The sequence below is a fragment of the Stenotrophomonas sp. genome (assembly GCF_032099025.1).
GTDB lineage: Bacteria > Pseudomonadota > Gammaproteobacteria > Xanthomonadales > Xanthomonadaceae > Stenotrophomonas.
In genome coordinates this window covers 76,675-97,933 of sequence record NZ_DAMCID010000016.1, presented here as the reverse complement: position 1 = coordinate 97,933, position 21,259 = coordinate 76,675, and the positions used below count along the sequence as shown (strand labels likewise).

Here is a 21,259-nt window from a genome sequence, read left to right as displayed (position 1 = left end):
CCGGTCATGGACGTCTGATGGGCGGCTTCGGTACGTCTCCGGAAGGATCGTAGAGCCAGGCCCTGCCTGGCTGCTGTTGGCGCGGCAATCAGGCGATCAGGTGCCCGGCAGCGGGTCCACGTGCCCGCAGGCGTCGCAGGTGCGCATCTCGACGGACGCCTGGTAGCGTTCGAACAGCTTCGGCAGGTCCGTTTCGATGTTCTGCAGGGTGAAATATTCTTCGTAGAGTTTGTGGTTGCAGCGTTCGCAGAACCACATCACGCCATCGCGCTCGTGTGCCAGGCGCTTGCGTTCCACCACCAGGCCCACGCCGCCGGGCGGGCGGCGCGGTGAATGCGGCACCTTGCCCGGCAGCAGGAAGATCTCGCCGGCGCGGATCGGAATGTCGCGCACCGCGCCGTCTTCCTGGATCTTCAGCAGCATCTCGCCTTCGAGCTGATAGAACCACTCCGGGCCTTCGTCGTAATGGAAGTCGGTGCGGCTGTTCGGGCCTCCCACCACCATCACGATGAAGTCACCGTTCTCGATCATCTTGTTGCCCACCGGCGGCTTGAGCAGGTGGCGATTCTCGTCGATCCAGGCCAGCAGGTTGATCGGGGAGGCGAGCATGGGCGGTTCCGTGCGGTGGGGGGTCAGTCGCGCCGGCCGCGGCGCGGTACGTGGGCCAGCGCCTGCTCGTAGGCCGGCTGCAGGTCTTCCGGGCGACCCACGTCGATGCCCATTTCGCGCACGCGGCCGTCCTTCAGGCTGTATACCCAGCCGTGCACCATCAGCTTCTGGCCGCGCGCCCAGGCGTCCTGCACGATGGTCGAACGGCAGGCGTTGACCACCTGTTCGATCACGTTGAGCTCGCACAGGCGCGCATGCTTCAGGTCGGGCTCCTCGATCGCATCCATGATGGCAGCGTGCTTCTGCGCCACGTCGCCGACATGCCGCAGCCAGTTGTCGGCCAGGCCGACGCGCGTGTTGTTCAGGCTGGCATGCACGCCGCCGCAGCCGTAGTGGCCCACGATCAGGATGTGCTTCACCTTCAGCTGGTCCACCGCGTACTGGATGACGCTCAGGCAGTTCAGATCGGTGTGCACCACCACGTTGGCGACGTTGCGGTGGACGAACACCTCGCCCGGTGCCATGCCGATGATCTGGTTGGCCGGCACGCGCGAATCCGAACAGCCGATCCACAGGTATTCCGGGTGCTGCTGCTTGGCCAGCTGGTGGAAGAAGTCCGGGTCTTCCTTCTCGATCCGGTCGGCCCAGTCGCGGTTGTTCTGCAGCAGCTTGTGGATGTCTTTCATGGTTGCGGTACCTCTAGTTTCCAGCGCATCCACTGCGCCAGCTCCTGGGAAGAAGGGGAGTCGAGCGCCGACAGCGCATCGATCACGTTGCGCTGGTTGGCCTCGGGATGGTTCTGGCTGAGCTTGAGCTTGATCTGCGCCTGGGTGGCGCGGAAACGGAACCCGATGATGCCGCCCAGCATGCGCCGCTGGCGTGGCTCGATCGGCAGCAGGCTCCAATCGCCGCCCACGGTGGCTTCGTAGGTCGCGCTCAGCCGGTCCAGCATGGCGATCAACGCCTCTGGATCGGTGACCGGTTCGAGCGTGCCGCGCAGTTCGGCGGCCGCATAGTTCCAGGTCGGCACGCGCGCCTGCGCGTCCTTGTCCGGATACCAGCCCGGCGATACATAGGCGTGCGGCCCGTGCACCAGCACCAGCGCCGGGCCGGCATGGCCGGCCTGCGGGTTGGGGCGGGCCCAGTGGCCCTCGATGAAAATGTCGTCGCCATCGCGCCGGTAGACCACCGGCAGCAGGGTTACCTGCGGAAGCCCGTCGCTGCCGGTGGTGACCACGGTGACGAACGCATCGCGCGCCATCAGCCGGTCCAGCCAAGTCAGGTCGGTCTCAACGAAGTCGGACGGAATGAACATCGTCGGTCAGGCGCGCGCGCCCAGGTTCTGCACCATGCGCCCCTGCAGTCCGTCATCGCTGTCGGCCTGGGGCGGGCGCACTTCGTGCAGGCTGAAGCCGCGGATCAGCGCGTCTTCCTCATCCAGCCCGTCGTAGGCGACGAATTCGGCGTCGAACAGCTGCGAGCGCGCGGTGTCCTCGCTGTCGTAGCTCAGCGTGTTGCCATCGCTGTCCAGCACTTCGGCAGTGCCGCCGGGACGCACCCGCAGGCGTGCCCAGATCAGTGTGTTGCCCAGGCTGGCGAGGAACCACTGGTCGTGGTGGGCGGTGATGTCGTTCATGTCAGTACCATCGAAAGCAGCCAGAGCAGGGCGGCCATGCCCAGTCCGGCCAGCAGGGTGAGCAGCGACAGCCAGGCCGGCGTGGCCAGCCCCGACAGCGAGCGGTCGGGGGTGTCGCGGTAATCGCGGCCCAGCAGCCAGCGCAGCGCGTCCGGGCGCAGGAAGGCACCACTGCCGAAGCGGGTGGCCAGGGCAGGGTGGCGGTCGCGGATATGCACCAGCGTCAGCGGCCAGAAGATCACGAAGGCACTGAACCCGGCGATCGCCACGCCGACGAAACACAGCGCGAAGAACAGGGTCATGGGGGCATGCCTCCGTGGTCGGGATCAGAACTCGGCGGTGCCGGGTGCGCGCGGGTAGGGGATCGCATCGCGGATGTTGCCCAGCCCGCACACGTAGACCACCAGGCGCTCGAAGCCCAGGCCGAAGCCGGCATGCGGAACCGAACCGTAGCGGCGGAAATCGCGGTACCAGCCGTAATGGGCCGGGTCCAGACCGAACTGCGCCATGCGCGCGTCCAGCACGTCCAGGCGCTCTTCGCGCTGGCTGCCGCCGATGATCTCGCCGATGCCCGGGGCCAGCACGTCCATCGCCGCAACGGTCTTGCCGTCGTCGTTCAGGCGCATGTAGAACGCCTTGATGTGCTCGGGGTAGTTGGTGACCACCACCGGGCGCCCGATGTGTTCCTCGGTCAGCCAGCGCTCGTGCTCGGTCTGCAGGTCCAGGCCCCACTCGACCGGGAAGTCGAACTTCCTGTCGGCCTTCTGCAGCAGCTTCACCGCGTCGGTGTAGTCGATCTGCTCGAACGGGGCGTTGATGAAGTCTTCCAGCTTCTTGATCGCGTTCTTGTCCACGCGTTCGGCCAGGAAGGCCAGGTCGTCGCCGCGCTCATCGAGCACCGCGCGGAACAGGTACTTCAGGAACTGCTCGGCCAGGCGTGCGTCTTCGGCCAGGTCGGCGAAGGCGATTTCCGGCTCGATCATCCAGAACTCCGCCAGGTGGCGGGTGGTGTTGGAGTTTTCGGCACGGAAGGTCGGGCCGAACGTGTACACCTTGCTCAGTGCCAGGCAGTAGGCCTCGACGTTGAGCTGGCCGGACACGGTGAGGAAGGTTTCCTTGCCGAAGAAATCGCGGCTGAAGTCGACCTCGCCCTTCGCGTTGCGCGGCAGGTTGGCCATGTCCAGCGTGGACACGCGGAACATCTGCCCGGCGCCTTCGGCGTCGGAGGTGGTGATGATCGGGGTGCTGATCCAGTTGAAGCCGTTCTGGTGGAAGAACCGGTGCACGGCCTGGGACAGGCAGTTGCGGATGCGGGTCACCGCGCCGAACAGGTTGGTGCGCGGGCGCAGGTGCGCCACTTCGCGCAGGAACTCTGCGCTCATCGGCTTGGGCTGGATCGGGTAGGTCAGCGGGTCTTCGACCAGGCCGACGATCTCGATGCCGCTGGCCTGGATCTCGAACGACTGGCCCTTGCCCTGCGACTTGACCAGGGTGCCGCGGGCGATCACCGAGCAGCCCGGGGTCAGCGCCTTGACGTCGTCAAAATTGGCCAGGGTGTCATTGGCCACCACCTGGATGGGGGCGAAGCAGGAGCCGTCGGTGACATTGACGAAAGCAAGGGCCGCAGAGCCGCGCACCGTGCGCACCCAGCCCCGTACAGTTGCCTCGCCGCCTTCCGGGATCTTCCCGGCAAGCGCATGTTCAACGCTGACCACCGTCATGACTTGAATCCTCTGTTGATCGACTCGATCTCTGAACGAGGAGTTTAACGGTTGCAGCGTTCTGCTTGCGAGGCATTTCTGACTGGGCCGTGGACCTATAATGTGTCTGATCCGCTGGAGTTGTCTGTCATGGCCGTAACCCTTACCCCCGTTGCCTTTACCCGCGTCCAGAAGTTCGTCGCACAGACCCCCGATGCGCTGGGCCTGCGTTTCGGCGTGACCCGCACCGGCTGTTCGGGGTGGGGGCACATCACCGACCTGGCCCGTGACGAGCGTCCCGGAGACACCGTGTTCGAGCAGGACGGGGTGCGCATCTACGTGGACGCCGACAGCCTGGCGCTGGTCGATGGGACCCAGATCGACTTCGGCAAGCAGGGCCTGAGCGAGACGTTCACGTTCAGGAACCCCAACGCCACGGCTGAATGCGGCTGCGGCGAAAGCTTCACCACCGAGGCCGACAAGGCCTGAAACGGGCGCCGCATGGTCTCGCGTCCCCGGTTCAGCTTGCCGGGGCAGGACTTTGCTGCCACAATGCGCGGCTTCCTGCCTGATTTCTGGCAGGACCCTTGCTCCACCGCGTTCACCTGCGGGGGGCTGTCCGGCCCGACAAGGGCCACATCCGAAAGGTAACAACACATGAGTCGTCATTACGAAGTCGTGTTCATGGTCCACCCGGACCAGAGCGAACAGGTCCCGGCCATGATCGAGCGCTACAAGTCGCTGGTCGAAACCGGCAACGGCACCATCCACCGTCTGGAAGACTGGGGCCGTCGTCAGCTGGCTTACCCGATCCAGAACCTGGTCAAGGCACATTACGTGCTGATGAACATCGAAGTGGATCAGGCGGTGCTGACCGAACTGACCGAGAGCTTCAAGTTCAACGATGCAGTGCTGCGCAACCTCGTCATCCTGCGTCCGGGTGCCGACACCGAGCAGTCGCTGATCATGAAGAGCAAGGACGAGAAGGGCGACAAGCCCGAGCGCGGTGAGCGTCGTCGTCGTGATGACGAAGAAGGCGAAACCACCCCCGCCGCTGACACCGATGCCGGCGATGACGCCGCTTCGGCCGCTTAAGGAGCACTGACATGTCCAAGTTCTTCCGTCGCCGCAAGTTCTGCAAGTTCACGGCCGAAGGTGTCAAGGAGATCGATTACAAGGATCTCAACACCCTGCGCCAGTACCTCACCGAGAACGGCAAGATCGTGCCGAGCCGCGTGACCGGTACCAAGTCGAAGTACCAGCGCCAGCTGGCAACGGCCGTCAAGCGCGCCCGTTTCCTGGCCCTGATTCCGTACACCGACAACCACGACGTCTGATGAGGGCGGGCGGCCCCTGGCCGCCGCTTTCGTAGTCTCGACCGCCCGCGCCGCAAGGCAGCGGGCGGTGCCGGGTCTACCGTTCGGATATTCGGACAGCCATCCGCTGCGGGGTTCGCCTCGCTAACGAATACATATTGGAGCAACACCATGAAGCTGATTCTTCTTCAGAAGGTCACCAACCTCGGCGGTCTGGGCGACCAGGTCGACGTGAAGCCGGGCTACGGCCGCAACTTCCTCGTCCCGACCGGCAAGGCCATTCCGGCCACCGCTGGCAACGTTGCCGAGTTCGCTGCCAAGCGCGCCGAGTACGAAGCCAAGGCCGAGTCGATCCACGCTGACGCCGAAGCCCGCAAGGCCAAGCTGGAAGGCAAGAGCGTCTCGATCGCCGCCAACGCGTCGACCGAAGGCAAGCTGTACGGCTCGGTTGGCCCGCGCGACATCGCCGAAGCCTTCACCAAGGCCGGTCTGCCGCTGGAAAAGAGCGAAGTCATCCTGGGCGAAGGCGCCTTCCGCAACGTGGGCGAGTACGAGGTGACCATTCACCTGCACGCCGACGTCGAAACCACCGTCAAGGTGGTGGTGGAAGCCGAAAAGGCCTGATCCCTGCCGCAAGGCTTGGATTCTGAAAACGGGCGCCCGAAAGGGTGCCCGTTTTTGTTTGTGTGCGCCAAGAGCAGCGTTTCTGTTTTTCCGTGGTGGGGCGGCCGCCGGGCAGCCCCGCTCCGGGACACGCCGTGAACCCATCCATGGGGGCTGCTAGAAAACATCCATGTTTTCTAGCGTCCCTCCGGGGGCTACCCGCCGGCCGCCCCGATACATGGTCGGCGGCGGAAAGAAGGAGCAGCCAGGTATGGCCTGGCTCTACGGCGTGGCGTATTGCGCCTGCGCCGGTAGGGCTGTTCCCAAACGACCGCCGATCAACTGAACGCCCGCGGTAACGCATGACCCAGACCGAAGAGCGCACTGGCTGTTGCTCGTGATCGCCCTTGCGCACCAGCCATCTGCGGGCGGGACGGGCTGGGTGGGGTGGCGGGACTGTCGAAAACATGGATGTTTTTGCCAAGCCCCCATGGATGGGTTCACGGCGTGTCCCGCCACCCCGCCCAGCCCGGCGCGCTATCCGATAGCCCCAACGCCCATGGCTTTGGCTTTGCTCTGGCTCTGGCCCTATCGCCTCAACCGCCCGCACAACACCCACCCCGTTATACTCCGCCTATCGCGACTGTCCGGAAGCCCACCACGCCATGCGTCTGTCCACGATCAAGCTCTCCGGCTTCAAGTCGTTTGTTGATCCCACCACCCTGCATCTGCCCACCAACATGACCGGCGTGGTCGGGCCCAATGGCTGTGGCAAGTCCAACATCATCGATGCCGTGCGCTGGGTCATGGGCGAAAGCTCCGCCAGCCGGTTGCGTGGCGACTCGCTGACCGACGTTATTTTCTCCGGGTCTTCCGCACGCAAGCCCGTGTCGCAGGCAACCGTCGAACTGATTTTCGACAATACCGACCACACCATTTCCGGCGAGTACGCCTCGTTCAACGAAATATCGGTGAAGCGGACCGTCAGCCGCGACGGCAGCAGCAACTATTATCTCAACGGCACCAAGTGCCGTCGCCGCGACATTACCGACCTGTTCCTCGGTACCGGCCTGGGGCCCCGCAGTTACTCCATCATCGAGCAGGGCATGATCAGCCAGATCATCGAAGCCCGGCCCGAAGACCTGCGCGTCTATCTTGAAGAAGCCGCCGGCATCTCCAAGTACAAGGAGCGCCGCAAGGAAACCGAAACCCGCATCCGGCACACCCGCGAGAATCTCGACCGCCTCGGCGACCTTCGCGAAGAGATTGGCAAGCAGCTCGAACACCTCAAGCGCCAGGCCCGCCAGGCCGAGCAGTACCAGACCCTGCAGGAAGAGCGCAAGGTCAAGGATGCCGAATGGAAGGCGCTCGAATTCCGTGGCCTCGACCAGCGCCTGGGCGGCCTGCGCGAGGCCCTGTCGCAGGAAGAAACCCGCCTGCAGCAGCTCATCGCCGAACAGCGCGACGCCGAGGCCCGCATCGAGACCAGCCGCGTCCGCCGCGAAGAAGCGTCCGATGCCCTCAGCACCGCACAGGCCGAGGTGTACCAGGTGGGCAGCACCCTGGCCCGGCTTGAACAGCAGATCCAGCACCAGCGTGAAATGTCGCAGCGCCTGCACAAGGCCCGCGACGAAACCCAGCAGGCCCTGGCCGAACTGGGTCAGCACATCAGCGGCGACGAAGCCAAACTGATCGTGTTGCGCGACGCCGTCGAGCTGGCCGAACCCCAGCTGGAGCAGCTGCAGGAAGAAAACGAAATCAAGCAGGAGGCCCTGCGCGACGCCGAAGCCCGGCTTGCCGACTGGCAGGCGCGTTGGGAAGCCCATACCCGCAACACCTCCGAAGCCTCCCGTGCCGGCGAAGTCGAGCGCACCCGCGTCGATTACCTGGACCGCCAGGTGCTCGAAGCCGACCGCCGCCGTGAGGCCCTCACCGCCGAACGCACCGGGCTGGACCTGGATGCGCTGGCCGAGACCTTTGAGGAGCTGCAGCTCCAGCACGAGACCCAGAAGGCCGCGCTGGATGGCCTGACCGAGCAGGTCGAGGCACGCAAGGAAGCCGTGGCTGGCCTGCAGGATCGCCAGCGCAGCGGCCAGACCGAACTGGCGGATATCCGCAAGCAGGCCCAGGCCGCGCGCGGTCGCCTGTCTTCGCTGGAAACCCTGCAGCAGGCCGCACTGGGCCAGGAGCAGGGCGCGGCGGTGGCCTGGTTGAAACAGCATGGCCTGGATTCGGGTGCGCGCGTCGGCGAGCGCCTCAACGTGGAAAGCGGCTGGGAAAACGCCGTTGAAAGCGCACTCGGCCAGCTCATCGAAGGCGTGCTGGTCGAGGCGCCCGAACGCCTGGTCGGCGCGCTGGCCGAGCTGGGCGATGGGCGCATCGCCCTGGTCTCGGCCGACCAGAGCCCGCTTGAGGTCGCCCCGACCTCGCTGGCCGCCAAGGTGCAGGGCCCCACCGCGATCCGTCGGCTGCTGGCCCGCCTGCATGCCGCTGAAGACCTCGAACAGGCGCGTGCGTTGCAGGCGCAGCTGGGCGAGGGCGATTCGGTCATCACCCGCGGTGGCGAGCGCCTCGGCGACGGCTGGGTGCGCGTCTCGCGCTCCGGCGCCGCCAAGCAGGGCGCGCTGCTGCGCGAACGCGAAATCGTCACCCTGCGCGAGCAGATCGACAGCCTGCAGGAACGCGAAGCCGGTCTCGAAGAGCGCCTGGCTGGATTCCGTGACCAGCTGCTGGCCGGCGAGCAGCAGCGCGAAGACGCGCAGCGCCAGCTGTACCTGGCGCACCGCAGCGTGTCCGAGCTGGGGGGTCAGCTGCAGAGCCAGCAGGGCAAGGTCGATGCCGCGCGCACCCGCATCGATCGCATCGAAGGCGAGCTCTCGCAGCTGCTTGAAACGCTTGATACCGGGCGCGAACAGGTCCGCGAGGCACGGTCGCGGCTGGACGATGCGGTCAACAGCATGGGCGATCTGGAAGCGGTGCGGCACGCGCTGGAAAGTGAGCGCCGCCAGTTCAGCGACGCCCGCGACCAGGCCCGCGAGGCCGCCCGCAACGTGCGTGAGAGTGCGCATTCCCTGGCCCTCACGCTGGAGTCGCAGCGCACCCAGGTGACCTCGCTGAGCCAGGCGCTGGAGCGCATGAGCACCCAGCGCGGCCAGCTCGATTCACGCCTGGGCGAACTGCATTCGCAGCTCGACGACGGCGGTTCCCCGGTCCAGGCGCTGGAAGCCGAACACCAGAATGCGCTCGGCGAGCGCGTGCGCGCCGACCGCGTGCTGGGCGAAGCCCGCACCCTGCTGGAAGGCATCGACGCGGAGCTGCGCAATTTCGAACAGACCCGCCACCATCGCGACGAACAGGCGCTGGCCCAGCGCGAGCGGATTTCCCAGCGCAAGCTGGACCAGCAGGCGCTGGTGCTCAGTGCCGACCAGCTCACCGCCTCGGTGGAGAAGGCCGGCTTCGTGCTGCAGGACGTGATCAACGCACTGCCCGAGGACGCCCGCATCGGCGACTGGGAACAGGCCGTGCACCAGATCGACGGGCGCATGCGCCGCCTGGAGCCGGTCAACCTGGCCGCCATCCAGGAATATGGCGAGGCCTCGCAGCGCTCGGACTACCTGGATGCGCAGAACACCGATCTGTGCACCGCGCTGGAGACGCTGGAAGACGCCATCCGCAAGATCGACCGCGAGACCCGCGGCCGCTTCAAGGACACCTTCGACCGCGTCAACGCCGGTGTGCAGCAGCTGTATCCGCGCCTGTTCGGCGGCGGCCACGCTTACCTGGAACTCACGGGTGAAGACCTGCTCGACACCGGTGTTGCGATCATGGCGCGGCCGCCGGGCAAGCGGGTGTCCAGCATCTCGCTGCTGTCCGGTGGCGAGAAGGCGATGACCGCGGTGGCGCTGGTGTTTGCGATCTTCCAGCTCAACCCGGCGCCGTTCTGCCTGCTGGACGAGGTGGATGCGCCGCTGGATGAAGCCAACGTCGGTCGCCTGGCCAACATGGTCAAGGAGATGAGCGAGAAAGTGCAGTTCCTGTTCGTGAGCCACAACAAGGCGACCATGGAGGCGGCCCACCAGCTGTCGGGCGTGACCATGCGCGAGCCGGGCGTCAGCCGCCTGGTCAGCGTTGACCTGGAAGAGGCGGCACGATTGGCGGGCGCGGCCTGACGTGCCATGCTTACCTGAATGTATTTAGCCGGAGACCCCCCGAATGTCCGACATGGCACTGCTCCGCATCGGCATCCTGGCCGCCGGCCTGCTGTTGATTGCCGCGATCTTCCTGTTTGGCCGTCCGAAGAAGAAATCGCAGGGCCGTCGCCTGGAAGGCGCGGAGAACAGCACCGGCCAGCGGCGTGAGCCGATGCTGGGCGACGGGGAGGCCCCCGGCGCCGACGGCACGGCCAGCCGCGACGACGGCGTCTCGCAGCCCGAACTGGGCCTGCCCGACGTGGACGCCCCGGTCAGCGACCTGGGCAAGCGCGCCACGCAGGATTTCGACAAGATCGTGTCGCTGTTCGTGGCGGCCCGCGCCGGCGAGCAGCTGCGCGGCGAAGACATCGTCGTCGCCGCCGAGAAGACCGGCCTGGTGTTCGGCCACATGAACGTGTTCCACCGCCTGGTGGAAGGGCATCCCGAGCGCGGCCCGATCTTCTCCATGGCCAGCATCATGAAGCCGGGCAGTTTCGACATGGCCAACATCCGTGAGATGGAGACCCCGGCGATCGCCTTCTTCCTGACCCTGCCGGCGCCGCTGACCGCGCTGGACGCGTGGGAAAAGATGCTGCCGACCGTGGAGCGCATGGCCGAGCTGTTGAACGGCATCGTCCTCGACGACAGCCGCGCCTCGCTCGGCCGCCAGCGGGTCGCGCACATCCGCGACGAGCTGCGCGCGTATGACCGCCAGCACCAGGCGCCGCCACTTACGAAAGCCCCGCGTTGGTGAAGCCAACGCGACGCGTTCGACGGGCGGCCCGCGCATTCCACCTTAACCCTGCGCCGTTGGCGCGCCTGTGATCGCCGCGAACGCCGTGCGGAAGGCGGCCATCTCGGCTTCGGTGCCGACGGTGACGCGCACTACCTTGGGCCAGATCGGCCAGCTGCGGCCGATCACTACGCCGCGTTCGGCCATGGCGGCCGTGAACGCCGCACCGTCGCGCTGTACGTCGACCATGAAACAGTTCGCTTCGGACGGCACGCAGCGGAAGCCGCGCTTGCGCAGCCATTCCACCGTGGCCTGGCGCACGCTGGCGTTCTGTTCGCGCCGCTGCGCCACCAGGCCAGGCTCGCGCAGGCTGGCCAAACCGGCGGCCAGCGCCGTGACCGGCAACGGGTTGTCGCCCAGGCTGGCCAGTTCGCGCAGCCGGTCCGGGTGCGCGGCGGCCACGCCCAGCCGCAGCCCGGCCATGCCGTACAGCTTGGAGAACGTGCGCAGCACGATCAGGTCGTCGCGCTGCATCACCTGCGCGATCACCGACGGTTGCGCACTGAACTGCAGGTAGGCCTCATCGACCAGCACCCGCGTCTGCGCCGGTTTGTGCGCCAGCAGCCAGGCGATGTCGGCGTCCGGGGTGATCGAACCGGTGGGGTTGTTCGGATTGCACAGATACAACAGGCCGGCGTTGATGCGCGCGGCAGCGTCCACCATCGCGCGGACATCGTGGGCGCCATCGGCCGTCAGCGGCACGCGCGCGACAGTGGCACCGCGCGCGGCGGCCAGGTCACCGAGGCTCTCGAAGGTCGGGTCGGCCACCACCAGTCCGGCGGTAGCCGAGGTCCACACCACGGCGGCCCGGTTCAGTGGCTCGCTGGAGCCGGGGAACAGCCGCACGCGGTCCGTGCCGATCCCTTCCTGCGCGGCAAACACATCGCGCAGTTCGCCGGCCAGCGCGAACAGGTAGCGGCCGCTGTCGGCGACGATCGCGCGCGCGGCCGCCTGCGCGGCGGGGGCAGGGCCATACGGGCTTTCATTGAAATTGAGCAGCACCGGGCCGGTCGCCCGGGGTGGCGCGGAGGGCGACGCCACGGCGGTTGACGTCGCCGGCACCAGGCCGATGCCGGACAGGGCCAGGCCGGTGCCGGCCAGGTGCAGGAAGGTGCGGCGGGACGGCAGGTGCGATGACATCGCGGGAACACCGGAGGCGGGACAATGCCTGCACGCTAGCGCCACGCCGCCCGGCCGGCAAGCCACCCGCGCGCAGGCGTGCCGTCGTCGTCGCCACCATCGGCAGGGGCGGTGTGGTTGCCCGGCGCCGCCGTCACCTCAGCGGGTGGCCGCTGGCCGCCGCAGCGCCTAAAATTCACAGCCCTTCCAGGATGCCCGTCGCATGAGTCCCAGTCCCGCCCAACGTGCCGAAGGCCTGCGCCGCCAGATCGACGAGGCCGGCAAGGCTTACCACGACCGCGACGAGCAGCTGATTCCGGACGCCGAGTACGACCGGCTGGTGCGCGAACTGGAGGCGCTGGAGCTGGCCCATCCCGAGCTGGTGCAGGCCGATTCACCGACCCAGCGGGTAGGCGGCAAGGCCGCGTCGCGTTTTGCGGAGGTGCGCCACGCGGTGCCCATGCTGTCGCTGGGCAATGCCTTCAGCGATGAGGAGGTGCACGACTTCGTGCGCCGCATCCGTGAGCGCCTGCGTCGCGACGCGCTGTTCTTCTCGGCCGAGCCCAAGCTGGACGGCCTGGCGATCAGCCTGCGCTTCGAGGACGGCCGGTTCGTGCAGGGCGCCACCCGCGGCGACGGCGCGACCGGCGAGGATGTCAGCGCCAACCTGCGCCAGATCAAGGTGATTCCGCAGGTGCTGCAGGGCGGTGGTTGGCCTCAGGTACTGGAAGTGCGCGGCGAGGTGTACATGGCGCGCGCGGACTTCGAGGCCTACAACGCCGACGCACGTCTGCACGAGGGCAAGGTGCTGGCCAATCCGCGCAATGCGGCGGCCGGTTCGCTGCGCCAGCTGGACCCCAAGCTCAGTGCGCGCCGCAAGCTGAGCTTCTACGCCTACGGGATTGGCGAAGTGCAGGGCGGAGAACTGCCGCCGACCCATTCGGGCACCCTAGCGCAACTCAACGACTGGGGATTCCCGGTCAGCGATCTGTGCAAGGTGGTGGAGGGCAGCGAAGGGCTGTTGGCCTATTACCGTGACATCGGCGCGCGTCGCGATGGCCTTGCGTTCGATATCGACGGCGTGGTCTACAAGCTCGACGACCGCGCCGGGCAGGAACAGATGGGCTTCGTCTCGCGCGCGCCGCGCTGGGCGATCGCGCACAAATTCCCGGCCCAGGAACAGACCACCACCGTGGAGGCGATCGAGATCCAGATCGGCCGCACCGGCGCCGCCACGCCGGTGGCGCGCCTGAATCCGGTCGCGGTGGCCGGCGTCATCGTCTCCAACGCCACCCTGCACAACGCCGACCAGATCGCGCGGCTGGACGTGCGCGTCGGCGACACGGTGATCGTGCGCCGCGCCGGCGATGTGATTCCCGAAGTGGTCAGCGTCATCGCCGACCGTCGCCCGGCGGGTACCACGCCGTGGCAGATGCCCGCCCACTGCCCGGTGTGCGGCGCGGACATCGTGCGCGAAGAGGGCGAGGCCGCCTGGCGCTGCTCCGGCGAACTGAGCTGCCCCGCACAGCGCAAGGAAGCCATTGCGCACTTCGCCTCGCGCCGCGCGATGGACATCGACGGGCTGGGTGGCAAGTACATCGAAACCCTGGTCGACGCCGGCATCGTGCGCAGCGTGGCCGACCTGTACCGCCTCACCCGCGACCCGCTGCTGCACCTGAAGCTGGTGCTCGATGCCGAATCGCCCGAGGCGCTGGCCAGCCAGATCGCCCTGCACCTGCCGCCCGAAGGCAGCGGCGATTACCTGCGCGGCATTCTCGCGCTCGATGCGGCCGATGAGGGCTGGCGTGCACGCGCACTGGCGTTGCAGACCCCGTTCAACTGGAACACGAAGAAGATTGCCACCCGGTGGGCCGACAACCTGATCGCCGCGATCGACGCCAGCCGCAGCACCACCCTGGAGCGGCTGCTGTTCGCGCTGGGCATCGAACACGTGGGTGAAAGCACCGCCAAGGCGCTGGCCGCGTGGTTCGGTGATCTGGAACTGATCCGCCACCTGCCATGGCCGCTGTTCAAGCGCGTGCCCGATATCGGCGGTGAAGTGGCGCGCTCACTCGGCCACTTCTTCGAACAGCCGGGCAACCAGGAGGCCATCGACGCGCTGCTGCAGGTGGGCCAGGTAAAGATCAGCGACACCCATGCGCCGAGCGCGAAACTGCGCGACGGCCTGGACTTCCCGCAGTTGCTGGTCGAGGCCGAGATTCCCGGCATCACCCGGCTGCGCGCGGAGAAACTGGCCGCGCTGCTGCCCGATGCCGCCGCCGTGCTCGACGCCGAGCCCGTCCAGCTGGTGGCCGCCGGTCTGCCCAACGAGGTCGCGCTCGGCGTCGCCGAATGGCTGGACCGCGACGGGCATGGGCCGATGCTGCTCAAGGCCGAGGCGTATCGGCGCACGCTGCTGCAACGCGCGCCCGAACAGGCCGATGTGGCCGCCGGGCCGCTGGACGGCCAGACCGTGGTGCTGACCGGCACGCTCGCACAGATGACCCGCGACGAGGCCAAGGAGCGCTTGGAAGCACTCGGCGCCAAGGTCGCCGGGAGCGTCTCGAAGAAGACCTCCTTCGTGGTCGCCGGCACCGACGCGGGCTCCAAGCTCACCAAGGCCACCGAACTGGGCATCGACGTCTGGGACGAAGACCGCCTGGTCGCCTACCTCGCCGCGCAGCACTAGCGCGCGGTACCCCTTGAGGGGTCATTACGCGCTGGCGGCGGCGGTTGGCCGGCCCACGCAGACCCCACCCACCGGATGGAAACAGCATGCAGACCTCCCCCCTCGATTTCCGCCTCGCCACCGTCGCCGACACTGAACTGGTTATCGGCCTGATGCGCGCGTTCTACGCCGAGGACCAGCTGGACTTCGACGAAGCGCGCGTGCGCCGCGCACTGGCCGCGCTGCTCGAAGACCCGCGCAACGGCGAGGTGCTGCTGTGGTTGTCCGAGACCGGCGAGGTGGTGGGGCATGCCGCGCTGGCCATGGGCTTCAGCCTGGAGCAGGGCGGCCACTTCGCGCTGCTCGACGAGTTGTACCTCAGCCACGCCGCACGCGGCCGTGGCCGCGGCAAGCAGGCGCTGGCCATCCTGGAGCAGCGCGCCAATGCGCGCGGGGTGGAGCGCATGCGCCTGGAAGTGAACCACCACAACGAACTGGCGCGCCGCCTGTACCTGGCCACCGGCTACGTGGACGACACCCGCAGCCTGCTCACCCTGCAGCTGGAGAAGCGCATGCGGGACGCGCGCGCGTGATCGCCGCGCTGCGCCAGCGTGCCGCGCTCAACGCGCTGATCCGCGCCTTCTTCGCCGAGCGCGACGTGCTGGAAGTGGAGACGCCGATACTCTCCGCCGCCGGCAACACCGAACCCAACATCGACAGCTTCCACACCCGCTTCAGCGGCCATGTGGACGCCGGCAGCGCACAGCGCTGGCTGCGTACGTCCCCGGAATACCCGCTCAAACGGCTGCTGGCCGCCGGCGTGGGCGACTGCTACGAACTCGGCCGGGTGTTCCGCAACGGCGAGGCCGGCGGTCGCCACAATCCCGAGTTCACCATGCTGGAGTGGTACCGAGTGGGCTGGGACCACCACCGCCTGATCGACGAGACGGTGGCGCTGGTGCGCGACGCGTTGGCACTGGTGCAGCGCGAGGCGACCTTGCGGGTGCTCGACTACCGCAGCCTGTACCAGCAGTACGTGGGGCTGGACCCGTTCGAGGCCGGTATCGAGCAGCTGCAGGCACCGCTGGCGGACGTGCGCATCGACGCCGATGGGCTGACCCGCGACGACTGGCTCGACCTGCTCATGACCCACTGCATCCAGCCGCACTTCGGTGACGACAGCATGACGGTGGTGCACGACTGGCCGGCCAGCCAGGCCGCACTGGCCCGCATCCGTCCCGGCACCCCGCCACTGGCCGAGCGCTTCGAGTTGTACCTGGGCACGGTGGAGCTGGCCAACGGCTATCACGAACTGAACGACGCAGATGAACAGCGCACCCGCTTCCTGCGTGACCATGCCGTGAGGCGTGCACGTGGCGCGGTCCTGCCGCCGCTGGATGAACGCCTGCTCGACGCGTTGCCGGCACTGCCCGCCTGCGCCGGCGTGGCGGTGGGCGTGGACCGGTTGCTGATGGCGATGAACCGCACCGGCCGCATCGCCGACGTACTTGCATTCGACTTCGCCCACGCCTGAACGACGTTCATTCGCGACGCCGATGTCTTGCGCGCTGCGCATGATGATGCTCTGATCACACCCGATGTTGGAAGGTGGCGACGTGATCGTTCAGTGGCGGCGGGGACCGTGTTGATGAAGCTGTTGGAACCTGCAGGACCGTCGCCTTCGCTGCCGAGGTGGCGCATGCCGCGCCTGGGCGCCGCGCGCTGGACGCTGTCGATGCTTGGCCTGGCCTTGTGTGCCGGCGCACTCCCATCGCTGGCGTGGGCCGAGACCGGCTACGCCGGCCAGGTCGTCCGTTGCCAGTCGCGTGACATGGAATGGGTGCACTGCGACATGCCGGTCGCCAATGGCGTCGACCTGGTGCGCCAGCTGTCCGACAACAGCTGCGTGCGCGGCTCGGAGTGGGGCACCGATCGTTCCGGGGTGTGGGTGACCCTGGGCTGCCGGGCCGAGTTCCGCAGCCGTACGCCCGCCGGCACCGCCGGCACCGGCGAACGCAAAGTGCGCCGGGTGGTCCGCTGCGAATCCAGCGGACGCCCGCAGAACTGCCCCGTGGTGCTGCAGGGCGCACCGGTCCGGCTGTTGCGCCAGCTCTCGGCCATGCCATGCCGCGAAGGCCACAGCTGGGGCGCGCGCCGCAACGAAGTCTGGGTGACCCGGGGCTGCCAGGGCGACTTCGAGGTGGGCGCCGTCGACGGCAGCGGCTTCGTCGACGCCCCGCGCCTGCTGGTATGCGAATCCAAGTCCCGCCAGCGCCGCTTCTGCGGTGCCAGCATCAGCAAGGGCGCGCGGCTGTCCAAGCAGCTCTCCGGCAGCCCCTGCGAGGAAGGTCGCGGCTGGGGTTGGGACGCGCGTGGGGTCTGGGTGGACAACGGCTGTCGCGCCGAATTCCAGGTGAATTGACGGCCCAGGCGCGGGAAGGTCGCAGCCACGCAGGACGTGGCTCTACAATTGGGGGATGAACGCATCCTCCGAAATCGACTACGCCCGCTACGACCACATCCGTCCGATCCTGTGGACCGGTGATTCCCTGCAGCTGCTCGACCAGCGCAAGCTGCCGTTCGTGGTGGAACATGTGGAATGCCGCGACAGCGACGCGGTGGCCGAGGCCATCCATGCGCTGACCGTGCGCGGTGCACCGGCCATCGGCATCGCCGCGGCCTGGGGCGTCGTGCTGGCCGCGCAGGGCGTGCAGGCCGAGGACGGCGCGCAGGCGCTGGCCAAGCTGGAACCCGCGCTGCAGCGCCTGAACGCCTCGCGTCCCACCGCCGTCAACCTGGCCTGGGCACTGGCCCGCATGCGCCGTGCGCTGGCGCCGGCCGGGGCCGACTGGGCCCAGGTGCTGGCCGACGAAGCGCAGGCGATCGCCGAAGAAGACCTGGCGGCCAACCGCCACATGGGCGCGCTGGGCGCCGGCCTGATCGACACCGGCAGCGGTGTGCTGACCCATTGCAACACCGGCTCGCTGGCCACCGCCGGTTTCGGCACCGCGCTGGGCGTGATCCGTGCGGGCATGGCCCAGCACCGCATCGGGCGCGTCTTCGCCGGTGAGACCCGGCCGTGGCTGCAGGGCGCGCGGCTGACCGTGTGGGAACTGCAGCAGGACGGTATCGATGCCACCCTGATCGCCGACTCGGCCGCCTCGCACCTGATGAAGACCGGTGCGGTGCAGTGGGTGATCGTCGGCGCGGACCGGATCTGCGCCAACGGCGATACGGCCAACAAGATCGGCACCTACCAGCTGGCCATCGCTGCCCGCCACCACGGCGTGAAGTTCATGGTGGTGGCCCCCTCGTCCACGGTGGACATGGACACGGCCAACGGCGACCAGATCGAGATCGAGCAGCGCGACCCGGGCGAGCTGTACGGCGTGGGCGGCACCCGCACCGTGGCCGAAGGCATTGCCGCCTGGAATCCGGTCTTCGACGTCACCCCGGGCGAGCTGATCGATGCCATCGTGACCGAGAAGGGCGTGATCCTGAGCCCGAACACCACCAACATGCAGGCCGCATTCGGCTCCAACCCCTCGTAAGTGCCTGATTCTCGCCGGTAAAACCGGCGTAAAAACGGGCGGAAAGGCCCCCGTTATGGTAGACTCCGTCAGTTAATCGAGATTCCGGCGCAACCGCCCCGAAAGGGCTGGCGCGACGGACTGGACCGCTACCAGACAACGGAACCCGAATGGCAGAAACCGCCAAGGAAATCATCCAGGTCAACCTGGAAGACGAGATGCGCAAGAGCTACCTCGATTACGCCATGAGCGTGATCGTGGGCCGCGCCCTCCCGGATGCGCGCGATGGCCTAAAGCCGGTGCATCGCCGCGTGCTGTTCGCAATGAGTGAGTTGAACGCGCACAGCAACAAGCCTTACTTCAAATCGGCGCGTATCGTCGGTGACGTCATCGGCAAGTACCACCCGCATGGCGATCAGTCGGTGTACGACACGCTGGTGCGTCTGGCACAGCCGTTCTCGCTGCGCTACATGCTGGTCGATGGCCAGGGTAACTTCGGTTCGGTCGACGGCGACTCCGCCGCCGCCATGCGTTACACCGAAGCCCGCATGTCCAGGCTCACCCATGAGCTGATGGCGGACATCGACAAGGAAACCGTCGACTTCCAGCCCAACTACGACGAGAAGGAACTGGAGCCGACGGTCATGCCGACCCGGTTCCCGAACCTGCTGGTCAACGGTTCGGCCGGTATCGCCGTGGGCATGGCGACCAACATTCCGCCGCACAACCTGACCGAATCGATCAACGCCTGCATCGCGTTGATCGACACCCCGGACATCGATGTCGACGGCCTGATGGAATACATCCCGGGCCCGGACTTCCCGACCGCGGGCATCATCAACGGTACGGCCGGCATCGTCGCCGGTTACCGCACCGGCCGTGGCCGGGTGCGGATCCGCGCCAAGGCCGATATCGAAGTGGCCGACAACGGCCGCGAATCGATCATCGTCACCGAGATCCCGTACCAGGTGAACAAGGCCCGGTTGATCGAGAAGATCGCCGAGCTGGTCAAGGAAAAGAAGCTCGAAGGCATCAGCGAGCTGCGCGATGAGTCCGACAAGGACGGCATGCGCATCTACATCGAAATCAAGCGTGGCGAGTCGGCCGATGTTGTCCTGAACAACCTCTACCAGCAGACCCAGATGGAGTCGGTGTTCGGCATCAACATGGTGGCGCTGGTCGATGGCCGCCCGCAGTTGATGAACCTCAAGCAGATGCTCGAGGCCTTCGTGCGCCACCGCCGCGAAGTGGTCACCCGCCGCACCGTGTTCGAGCTGCGCAAGGCGCGTGCCCGTGCCCACGTGCTCGAAGGCCTGACCGTCGCGCTGGCCAACATCGACGAGATGATCGAGCTGATCAAGACCTCGCCCAATCCCACCGAGGCGCGCGAACGCATGCTCGCCCGTCTGTGGGAGCCGGGCCTGGTCGGTTCGATGCTGGGCGCTGCCGGCGCCGAGACCTCGCGTCCGGAAGACCTGCCCAAGGGCGTGGGCCTGCTTGCCGGCGGCTACCAGCTGACCGAGATCCAGGCGACCCAGATCCTGGAAATGCGCCTGCACCGCCTCACCGGGCTGGAGCAGGACCGCCTGACCGAAGAGTACAAGCTGCTGCTGGAAACCATCGCCGGGCTGATCCACATCCTGGAAGATCCGGACCGCCTGCGTGAGGTCATCCGCGAAGAGCTGGTCAACGTGCGTACCGAGTTCGGCGACGAGCGCCGCACCGAGATCCGCCACAGCGAAGAAGACCTGGACATCCTCGACCTGATCGCCCCGGAAGACGTGGTGGTCACCGTGTCGCACGCCGGCTACGTCAAGCGCCAGCCGGTCAGTGCCTACCGCGCACAGCGCCGTGGCGGCCGTGGCCGCAGCGCGGCGTCGACCAAGGAAGAGGACTTCATCGAACAGCTGTGGCTGGTCAACACGCATGACACGCTGCTGACCTTCACCAGCTCGGGCAAGGTGTTCTGGCTGCCGGTGCACCAGTTGCCCGAAGCCGGTTCCAACGCGCGCGGGCGCCCGATCATCAACTGGATTCCGCTGGAATCCGGTGAGCGGGTGCAGGCCGTGCTGCCGGTGCGCGAGTACGCCGAAGGCCAGTTCGTGTTCTTTGCCACCCGCAACGGCACGGTCAAGAAGACCCCGCTCAGCGAGTTCGCGTTCCGTCTGGCGCGCGGCAAGATCGCCATCAACCTCGATGAGGGCGACGCGCTGGTTGGCGTTGGCCTGACCGACGGCGACCGCGACATCATGCTGTTCGCCTCCAACGGCAAGACCGTTCGCTTCGGCGAGGATCGGGTTCGTTCGATGGGCCGTACCGCTACCGGCGTGCGTGGCATCAAGATGCCCAAGGGCGAGGAAGTCGTCAGCCTGATCGTGGCCGAGCGTGCCGGCGGCAGCGATGACGAGAGCGAAGACGACGTGCAGGTCGAGGAAGCGGTGGTCGAGAACGGTGATGCCGTGATCGAGGCCGGTGACGACGACAGCATGCTGTACATCCTGACCGCCACCGAGAACGGCTACGGCAAGCGCACCCCGCTGCCGGATTACCCGCGCAAGGGACGTGGCACCCAGGGCGTCATCGGCATCCAGACCACCGAGCGCAACGGCAAGCTGGTGAGCGCGGTGTTGATGGGCTCGCGCGACGAGGTCCTGCTGATCTCCGACGGCGGCACCCTGGTGCGTACCCGTGGCTCGGAAATCTCGCGCGTGGGTCGCAACACCCAGGGCGTGACCCTGATCCGCCTGTCCAAGGACGAGAAGCTGCAGGCGGTGGAGCGGATGGATGCCTCCATCGACGAGGGCGAGGACGAGGTTGAAGCGGCGGTGACGCCGGTCGACGCCGCCCCCGCACCGGCCGTCGGTGACGACACACCGCAGGGCTGATCCACGCCTGCGGTACCCGCGAACAACGCCGGCCCTGTGCCGGCGTTGTTCGTTTCACGCCGCGCACCAAACCGCGCGGCGCCCAACGGGTAGTGCCGGCCGCTGGCCGGCTAGCACCGATCCGTAGTGCCGGCCGCTGGCCGGCTCCCGGATTGCCGCCACAAAAAACGCGCGGCATTCACACCCGCACTGGCATAAGCGGCGTAAGCG

The 21,259-nt window shown here is 67.3% G+C and carries 19 protein-coding genes; 12 read left to right on the top strand and 7 right to left on the bottom strand.

The features are described 5' to 3' along the window. Positions 1 to 96 precede the first annotated feature (96 nt). The 6 genes from RT456_RS12865 to asnS are packed head-to-tail and all read right to left on the bottom strand — an operon-like array spanning position 97 to position 3,966. The gene (locus RT456_RS12865) at positions 97 to 609 is read right to left on the bottom strand and encodes a 3-hydroxyanthranilate 3,4-dioxygenase (protein ID WP_313347259.1); all 513 of its coding nucleotides are present in this window, start codon (positions 607 to 609) and stop codon (positions 97 to 99) included. Between the two features lie 23 nt (positions 610 to 632). After that, positions 633 to 1,295, bottom strand: a complete 663-nt coding sequence (gene can / locus RT456_RS12860; RefSeq protein WP_313347257.1) for a carbonate dehydratase — start codon at positions 1,293 to 1,295, stop codon at positions 633 to 635. Next, the gene (locus tag RT456_RS12855) at positions 1,292 to 1,924 is read right to left on the bottom strand and encodes an FMN-binding negative transcriptional regulator (protein WP_313347255.1); all 633 of its coding nucleotides are present in this window, start codon (positions 1,922 to 1,924) and stop codon (positions 1,292 to 1,294) included. Before RT456_RS12855 ends, can begins: the two co-directional genes overlap by 4 nt. Before the next feature lie 6 nt (positions 1,925 to 1,930). Next, entirely contained in the window at positions 1,931 to 2,245 is a 315-nt protein-coding gene (locus RT456_RS12850) for a hypothetical protein (protein ID WP_313347253.1), read from the bottom strand. Further along, the gene (locus RT456_RS12845) at positions 2,242 to 2,547 is read right to left on the bottom strand and encodes a hypothetical protein (RefSeq protein WP_313347251.1); all 306 of its coding nucleotides are present in this window, start codon (positions 2,545 to 2,547) and stop codon (positions 2,242 to 2,244) included. The genes RT456_RS12850 and RT456_RS12845 overlap by 4 nt, the downstream gene beginning before the upstream one ends. Positions 2,548 to 2,571: 24 nt before the next feature. Next, positions 2,572 to 3,966: an asparagine--tRNA ligase gene (asnS, locus tag RT456_RS12840; protein ID WP_313347249.1), complete on the bottom strand. Its 1,395-nt coding sequence runs from the start codon at positions 3,964 to 3,966 to the stop codon at positions 2,572 to 2,574. 129 nt (positions 3,967 to 4,095) lie between these two features. Here asnS and RT456_RS12835 point away from each other — a divergent pair, with 129 nt between their 5' ends. The 6 genes from RT456_RS12835 (at position 4,096) to zipA (ending at position 10,808) form a co-directional block, all read left to right on the top strand. Next, entirely contained in the window at positions 4,096 to 4,434 is a 339-nt protein-coding gene (locus RT456_RS12835) for an iron-sulfur cluster assembly accessory protein (RefSeq protein ID WP_313347247.1), read from the top strand. Between the two features lie 168 nt (positions 4,435 to 4,602). Next, the gene (rpsF, locus tag RT456_RS12830) at positions 4,603 to 5,040 is read left to right on the top strand and encodes a 30S ribosomal protein S6 (protein ID WP_313347246.1); all 438 of its coding nucleotides are present in this window, start codon (positions 4,603 to 4,605) and stop codon (positions 5,038 to 5,040) included. A gap of 11 nt (positions 5,041 to 5,051) precedes the next feature. Beyond that, positions 5,052 to 5,282: a 30S ribosomal protein S18 gene (gene rpsR, locus RT456_RS12825; protein ID WP_002804494.1), complete on the top strand. Its 231-nt coding sequence runs from the start codon at positions 5,052 to 5,054 to the stop codon at positions 5,280 to 5,282. Positions 5,283 to 5,432: 150 nt separating this feature from the next. Further along, positions 5,433 to 5,885, top strand: a complete 453-nt coding sequence (rplI, locus tag RT456_RS12820; protein WP_313347244.1) for a 50S ribosomal protein L9 — start codon at positions 5,433 to 5,435, stop codon at positions 5,883 to 5,885. A gap of 644 nt (positions 5,886 to 6,529) precedes the next feature. Then, positions 6,530 to 10,033 carry a chromosome segregation protein SMC gene (smc, locus tag RT456_RS12815; RefSeq protein WP_313347243.1) on the top strand — a complete coding sequence of 1,168 codons (3,504 nt, stop codon included), beginning with the start codon at positions 6,530 to 6,532 and terminating at the stop codon, positions 10,031 to 10,033. Positions 10,034 to 10,076: 43 nt separating this feature from the next. Then, positions 10,077 to 10,808 carry a cell division protein ZipA gene (gene zipA, locus RT456_RS12810; RefSeq protein ID WP_313347242.1) on the top strand — a complete coding sequence of 244 codons (732 nt, stop codon included), beginning with the start codon at positions 10,077 to 10,079 and terminating at the stop codon, positions 10,806 to 10,808. 42 nt (positions 10,809 to 10,850) lie between these two features. On the opposite strand, the gene RT456_RS12805 is transcribed toward zipA, so the two are convergent. Further along, positions 10,851 to 11,987: a pyridoxal phosphate-dependent aminotransferase gene (locus RT456_RS12805; protein ID WP_313347241.1), complete on the bottom strand. Its 1,137-nt coding sequence runs from the start codon at positions 11,985 to 11,987 to the stop codon at positions 10,851 to 10,853. Positions 11,988 to 12,189: 202 nt separating this feature from the next. On the opposite strand from RT456_RS12805, the gene ligA reads away from it, so the two are divergent. The 6 genes from ligA (at position 12,190) to gyrA (ending at position 21,049) form a co-directional block, all read left to right on the top strand. Then, positions 12,190 to 14,655: an NAD-dependent DNA ligase LigA gene (ligA, locus tag RT456_RS12800; RefSeq protein ID WP_313347239.1), complete on the top strand. Its 2,466-nt coding sequence runs from the start codon at positions 12,190 to 12,192 to the stop codon at positions 14,653 to 14,655. Positions 14,656 to 14,741: 86 nt separating this feature from the next. Continuing rightward, the gene (locus RT456_RS12795; RefSeq protein WP_313347237.1) at positions 14,742 to 15,227 is read left to right on the top strand and encodes a GNAT family N-acetyltransferase; all 486 of its coding nucleotides are present in this window, start codon (positions 14,742 to 14,744) and stop codon (positions 15,225 to 15,227) included. Further along, on the top strand, positions 15,224 to 16,168 hold the full coding sequence (gene epmA / locus RT456_RS12790; protein WP_313347235.1) for an EF-P lysine aminoacylase EpmA: 945 nt from the start codon (positions 15,224 to 15,226) through the stop codon (positions 16,166 to 16,168). Before RT456_RS12795 ends, epmA begins: the two co-directional genes overlap by 4 nt. Positions 16,169 to 16,369: 201 nt before the next feature. Continuing rightward, positions 16,370 to 17,056 carry a DUF3011 domain-containing protein gene (locus RT456_RS12785; protein ID WP_313347280.1) on the top strand — a complete coding sequence of 229 codons (687 nt, stop codon included), beginning with the start codon at positions 16,370 to 16,372 and terminating at the stop codon, positions 17,054 to 17,056. 55 nt (positions 17,057 to 17,111) lie between these two features. Next, a complete protein-coding gene (gene mtnA, locus RT456_RS12780; protein WP_313347233.1) occupies positions 17,112 to 18,185 on the top strand; it encodes an S-methyl-5-thioribose-1-phosphate isomerase in 1,074 nt (357 codons plus the stop codon). Positions 18,186 to 18,334: 149 nt separating this feature from the next. Then, positions 18,335 to 21,049: a DNA gyrase subunit A gene (gene gyrA, locus RT456_RS12775; RefSeq protein WP_313347232.1), complete on the top strand. Its 2,715-nt coding sequence runs from the start codon at positions 18,335 to 18,337 to the stop codon at positions 21,047 to 21,049. Positions 21,050 to 21,259 lie beyond the last annotated feature (210 nt).

Bases quoted from the DNA above. Each gene is read 5' to 3' on its own strand.
- RT456_RS12865 (WP_313347259.1), bottom strand. From the start codon at position 609: ATGCTCGCCTCCCCGATCAACCTGCTGGCCTGGATCGACGAGAATCGC.
- can (WP_313347257.1), bottom strand. From the start codon at position 1,295: ATGAAAGACATCCACAAGCTGCTGCAGAACAACCGCGACTGGGCCGAC.
- RT456_RS12855 (WP_313347255.1), bottom strand. From the start codon at position 1,924: ATGTTCATTCCGTCCGACTTCGTTGAGACCGACCTGACTTGGCTGGAC.
- RT456_RS12850 (WP_313347253.1), bottom strand. From the start codon at position 2,245: ATGAACGACATCACCGCCCACCACGACCAGTGGTTCCTCGCCAGCCTG.
- RT456_RS12845 (WP_313347251.1), bottom strand. From the start codon at position 2,547: ATGACCCTGTTCTTCGCGCTGTGTTTCGTCGGCGTGGCGATCGCCGGG.
- asnS (WP_313347249.1), bottom strand. From the start codon at position 3,966: ATGACGGTGGTCAGCGTTGAACATGCGCTTGCCGGGAAGATCCCGGAA.
- RT456_RS12835 (WP_313347247.1), top strand. From the start codon at position 4,096: ATGGCCGTAACCCTTACCCCCGTTGCCTTTACCCGCGTCCAGAAGTTC.
- rpsF (WP_313347246.1), top strand. From the start codon at position 4,603: ATGAGTCGTCATTACGAAGTCGTGTTCATGGTCCACCCGGACCAGAGC.
- rpsR (WP_002804494.1), top strand. From the start codon at position 5,052: ATGTCCAAGTTCTTCCGTCGCCGCAAGTTCTGCAAGTTCACGGCCGAA.
- rplI (WP_313347244.1), top strand. From the start codon at position 5,433: ATGAAGCTGATTCTTCTTCAGAAGGTCACCAACCTCGGCGGTCTGGGC.
- smc (WP_313347243.1), top strand. From the start codon at position 6,530: ATGCGTCTGTCCACGATCAAGCTCTCCGGCTTCAAGTCGTTTGTTGAT.
- zipA (WP_313347242.1), top strand. From the start codon at position 10,077: ATGTCCGACATGGCACTGCTCCGCATCGGCATCCTGGCCGCCGGCCTG.
- RT456_RS12805 (WP_313347241.1), bottom strand. From the start codon at position 11,987: ATGTCATCGCACCTGCCGTCCCGCCGCACCTTCCTGCACCTGGCCGGC.
- ligA (WP_313347239.1), top strand. From the start codon at position 12,190: ATGAGTCCCAGTCCCGCCCAACGTGCCGAAGGCCTGCGCCGCCAGATC.
- RT456_RS12795 (WP_313347237.1), top strand. From the start codon at position 14,742: ATGCAGACCTCCCCCCTCGATTTCCGCCTCGCCACCGTCGCCGACACT.
- RT456_RS12785 (WP_313347280.1), top strand. From the start codon at position 16,370: ATGCTTGGCCTGGCCTTGTGTGCCGGCGCACTCCCATCGCTGGCGTGG.
- mtnA (WP_313347233.1), top strand. From the start codon at position 17,112: ATGAACGCATCCTCCGAAATCGACTACGCCCGCTACGACCACATCCGT.
- gyrA (WP_313347232.1), top strand. From the start codon at position 18,335: ATGGCAGAAACCGCCAAGGAAATCATCCAGGTCAACCTGGAAGACGAG.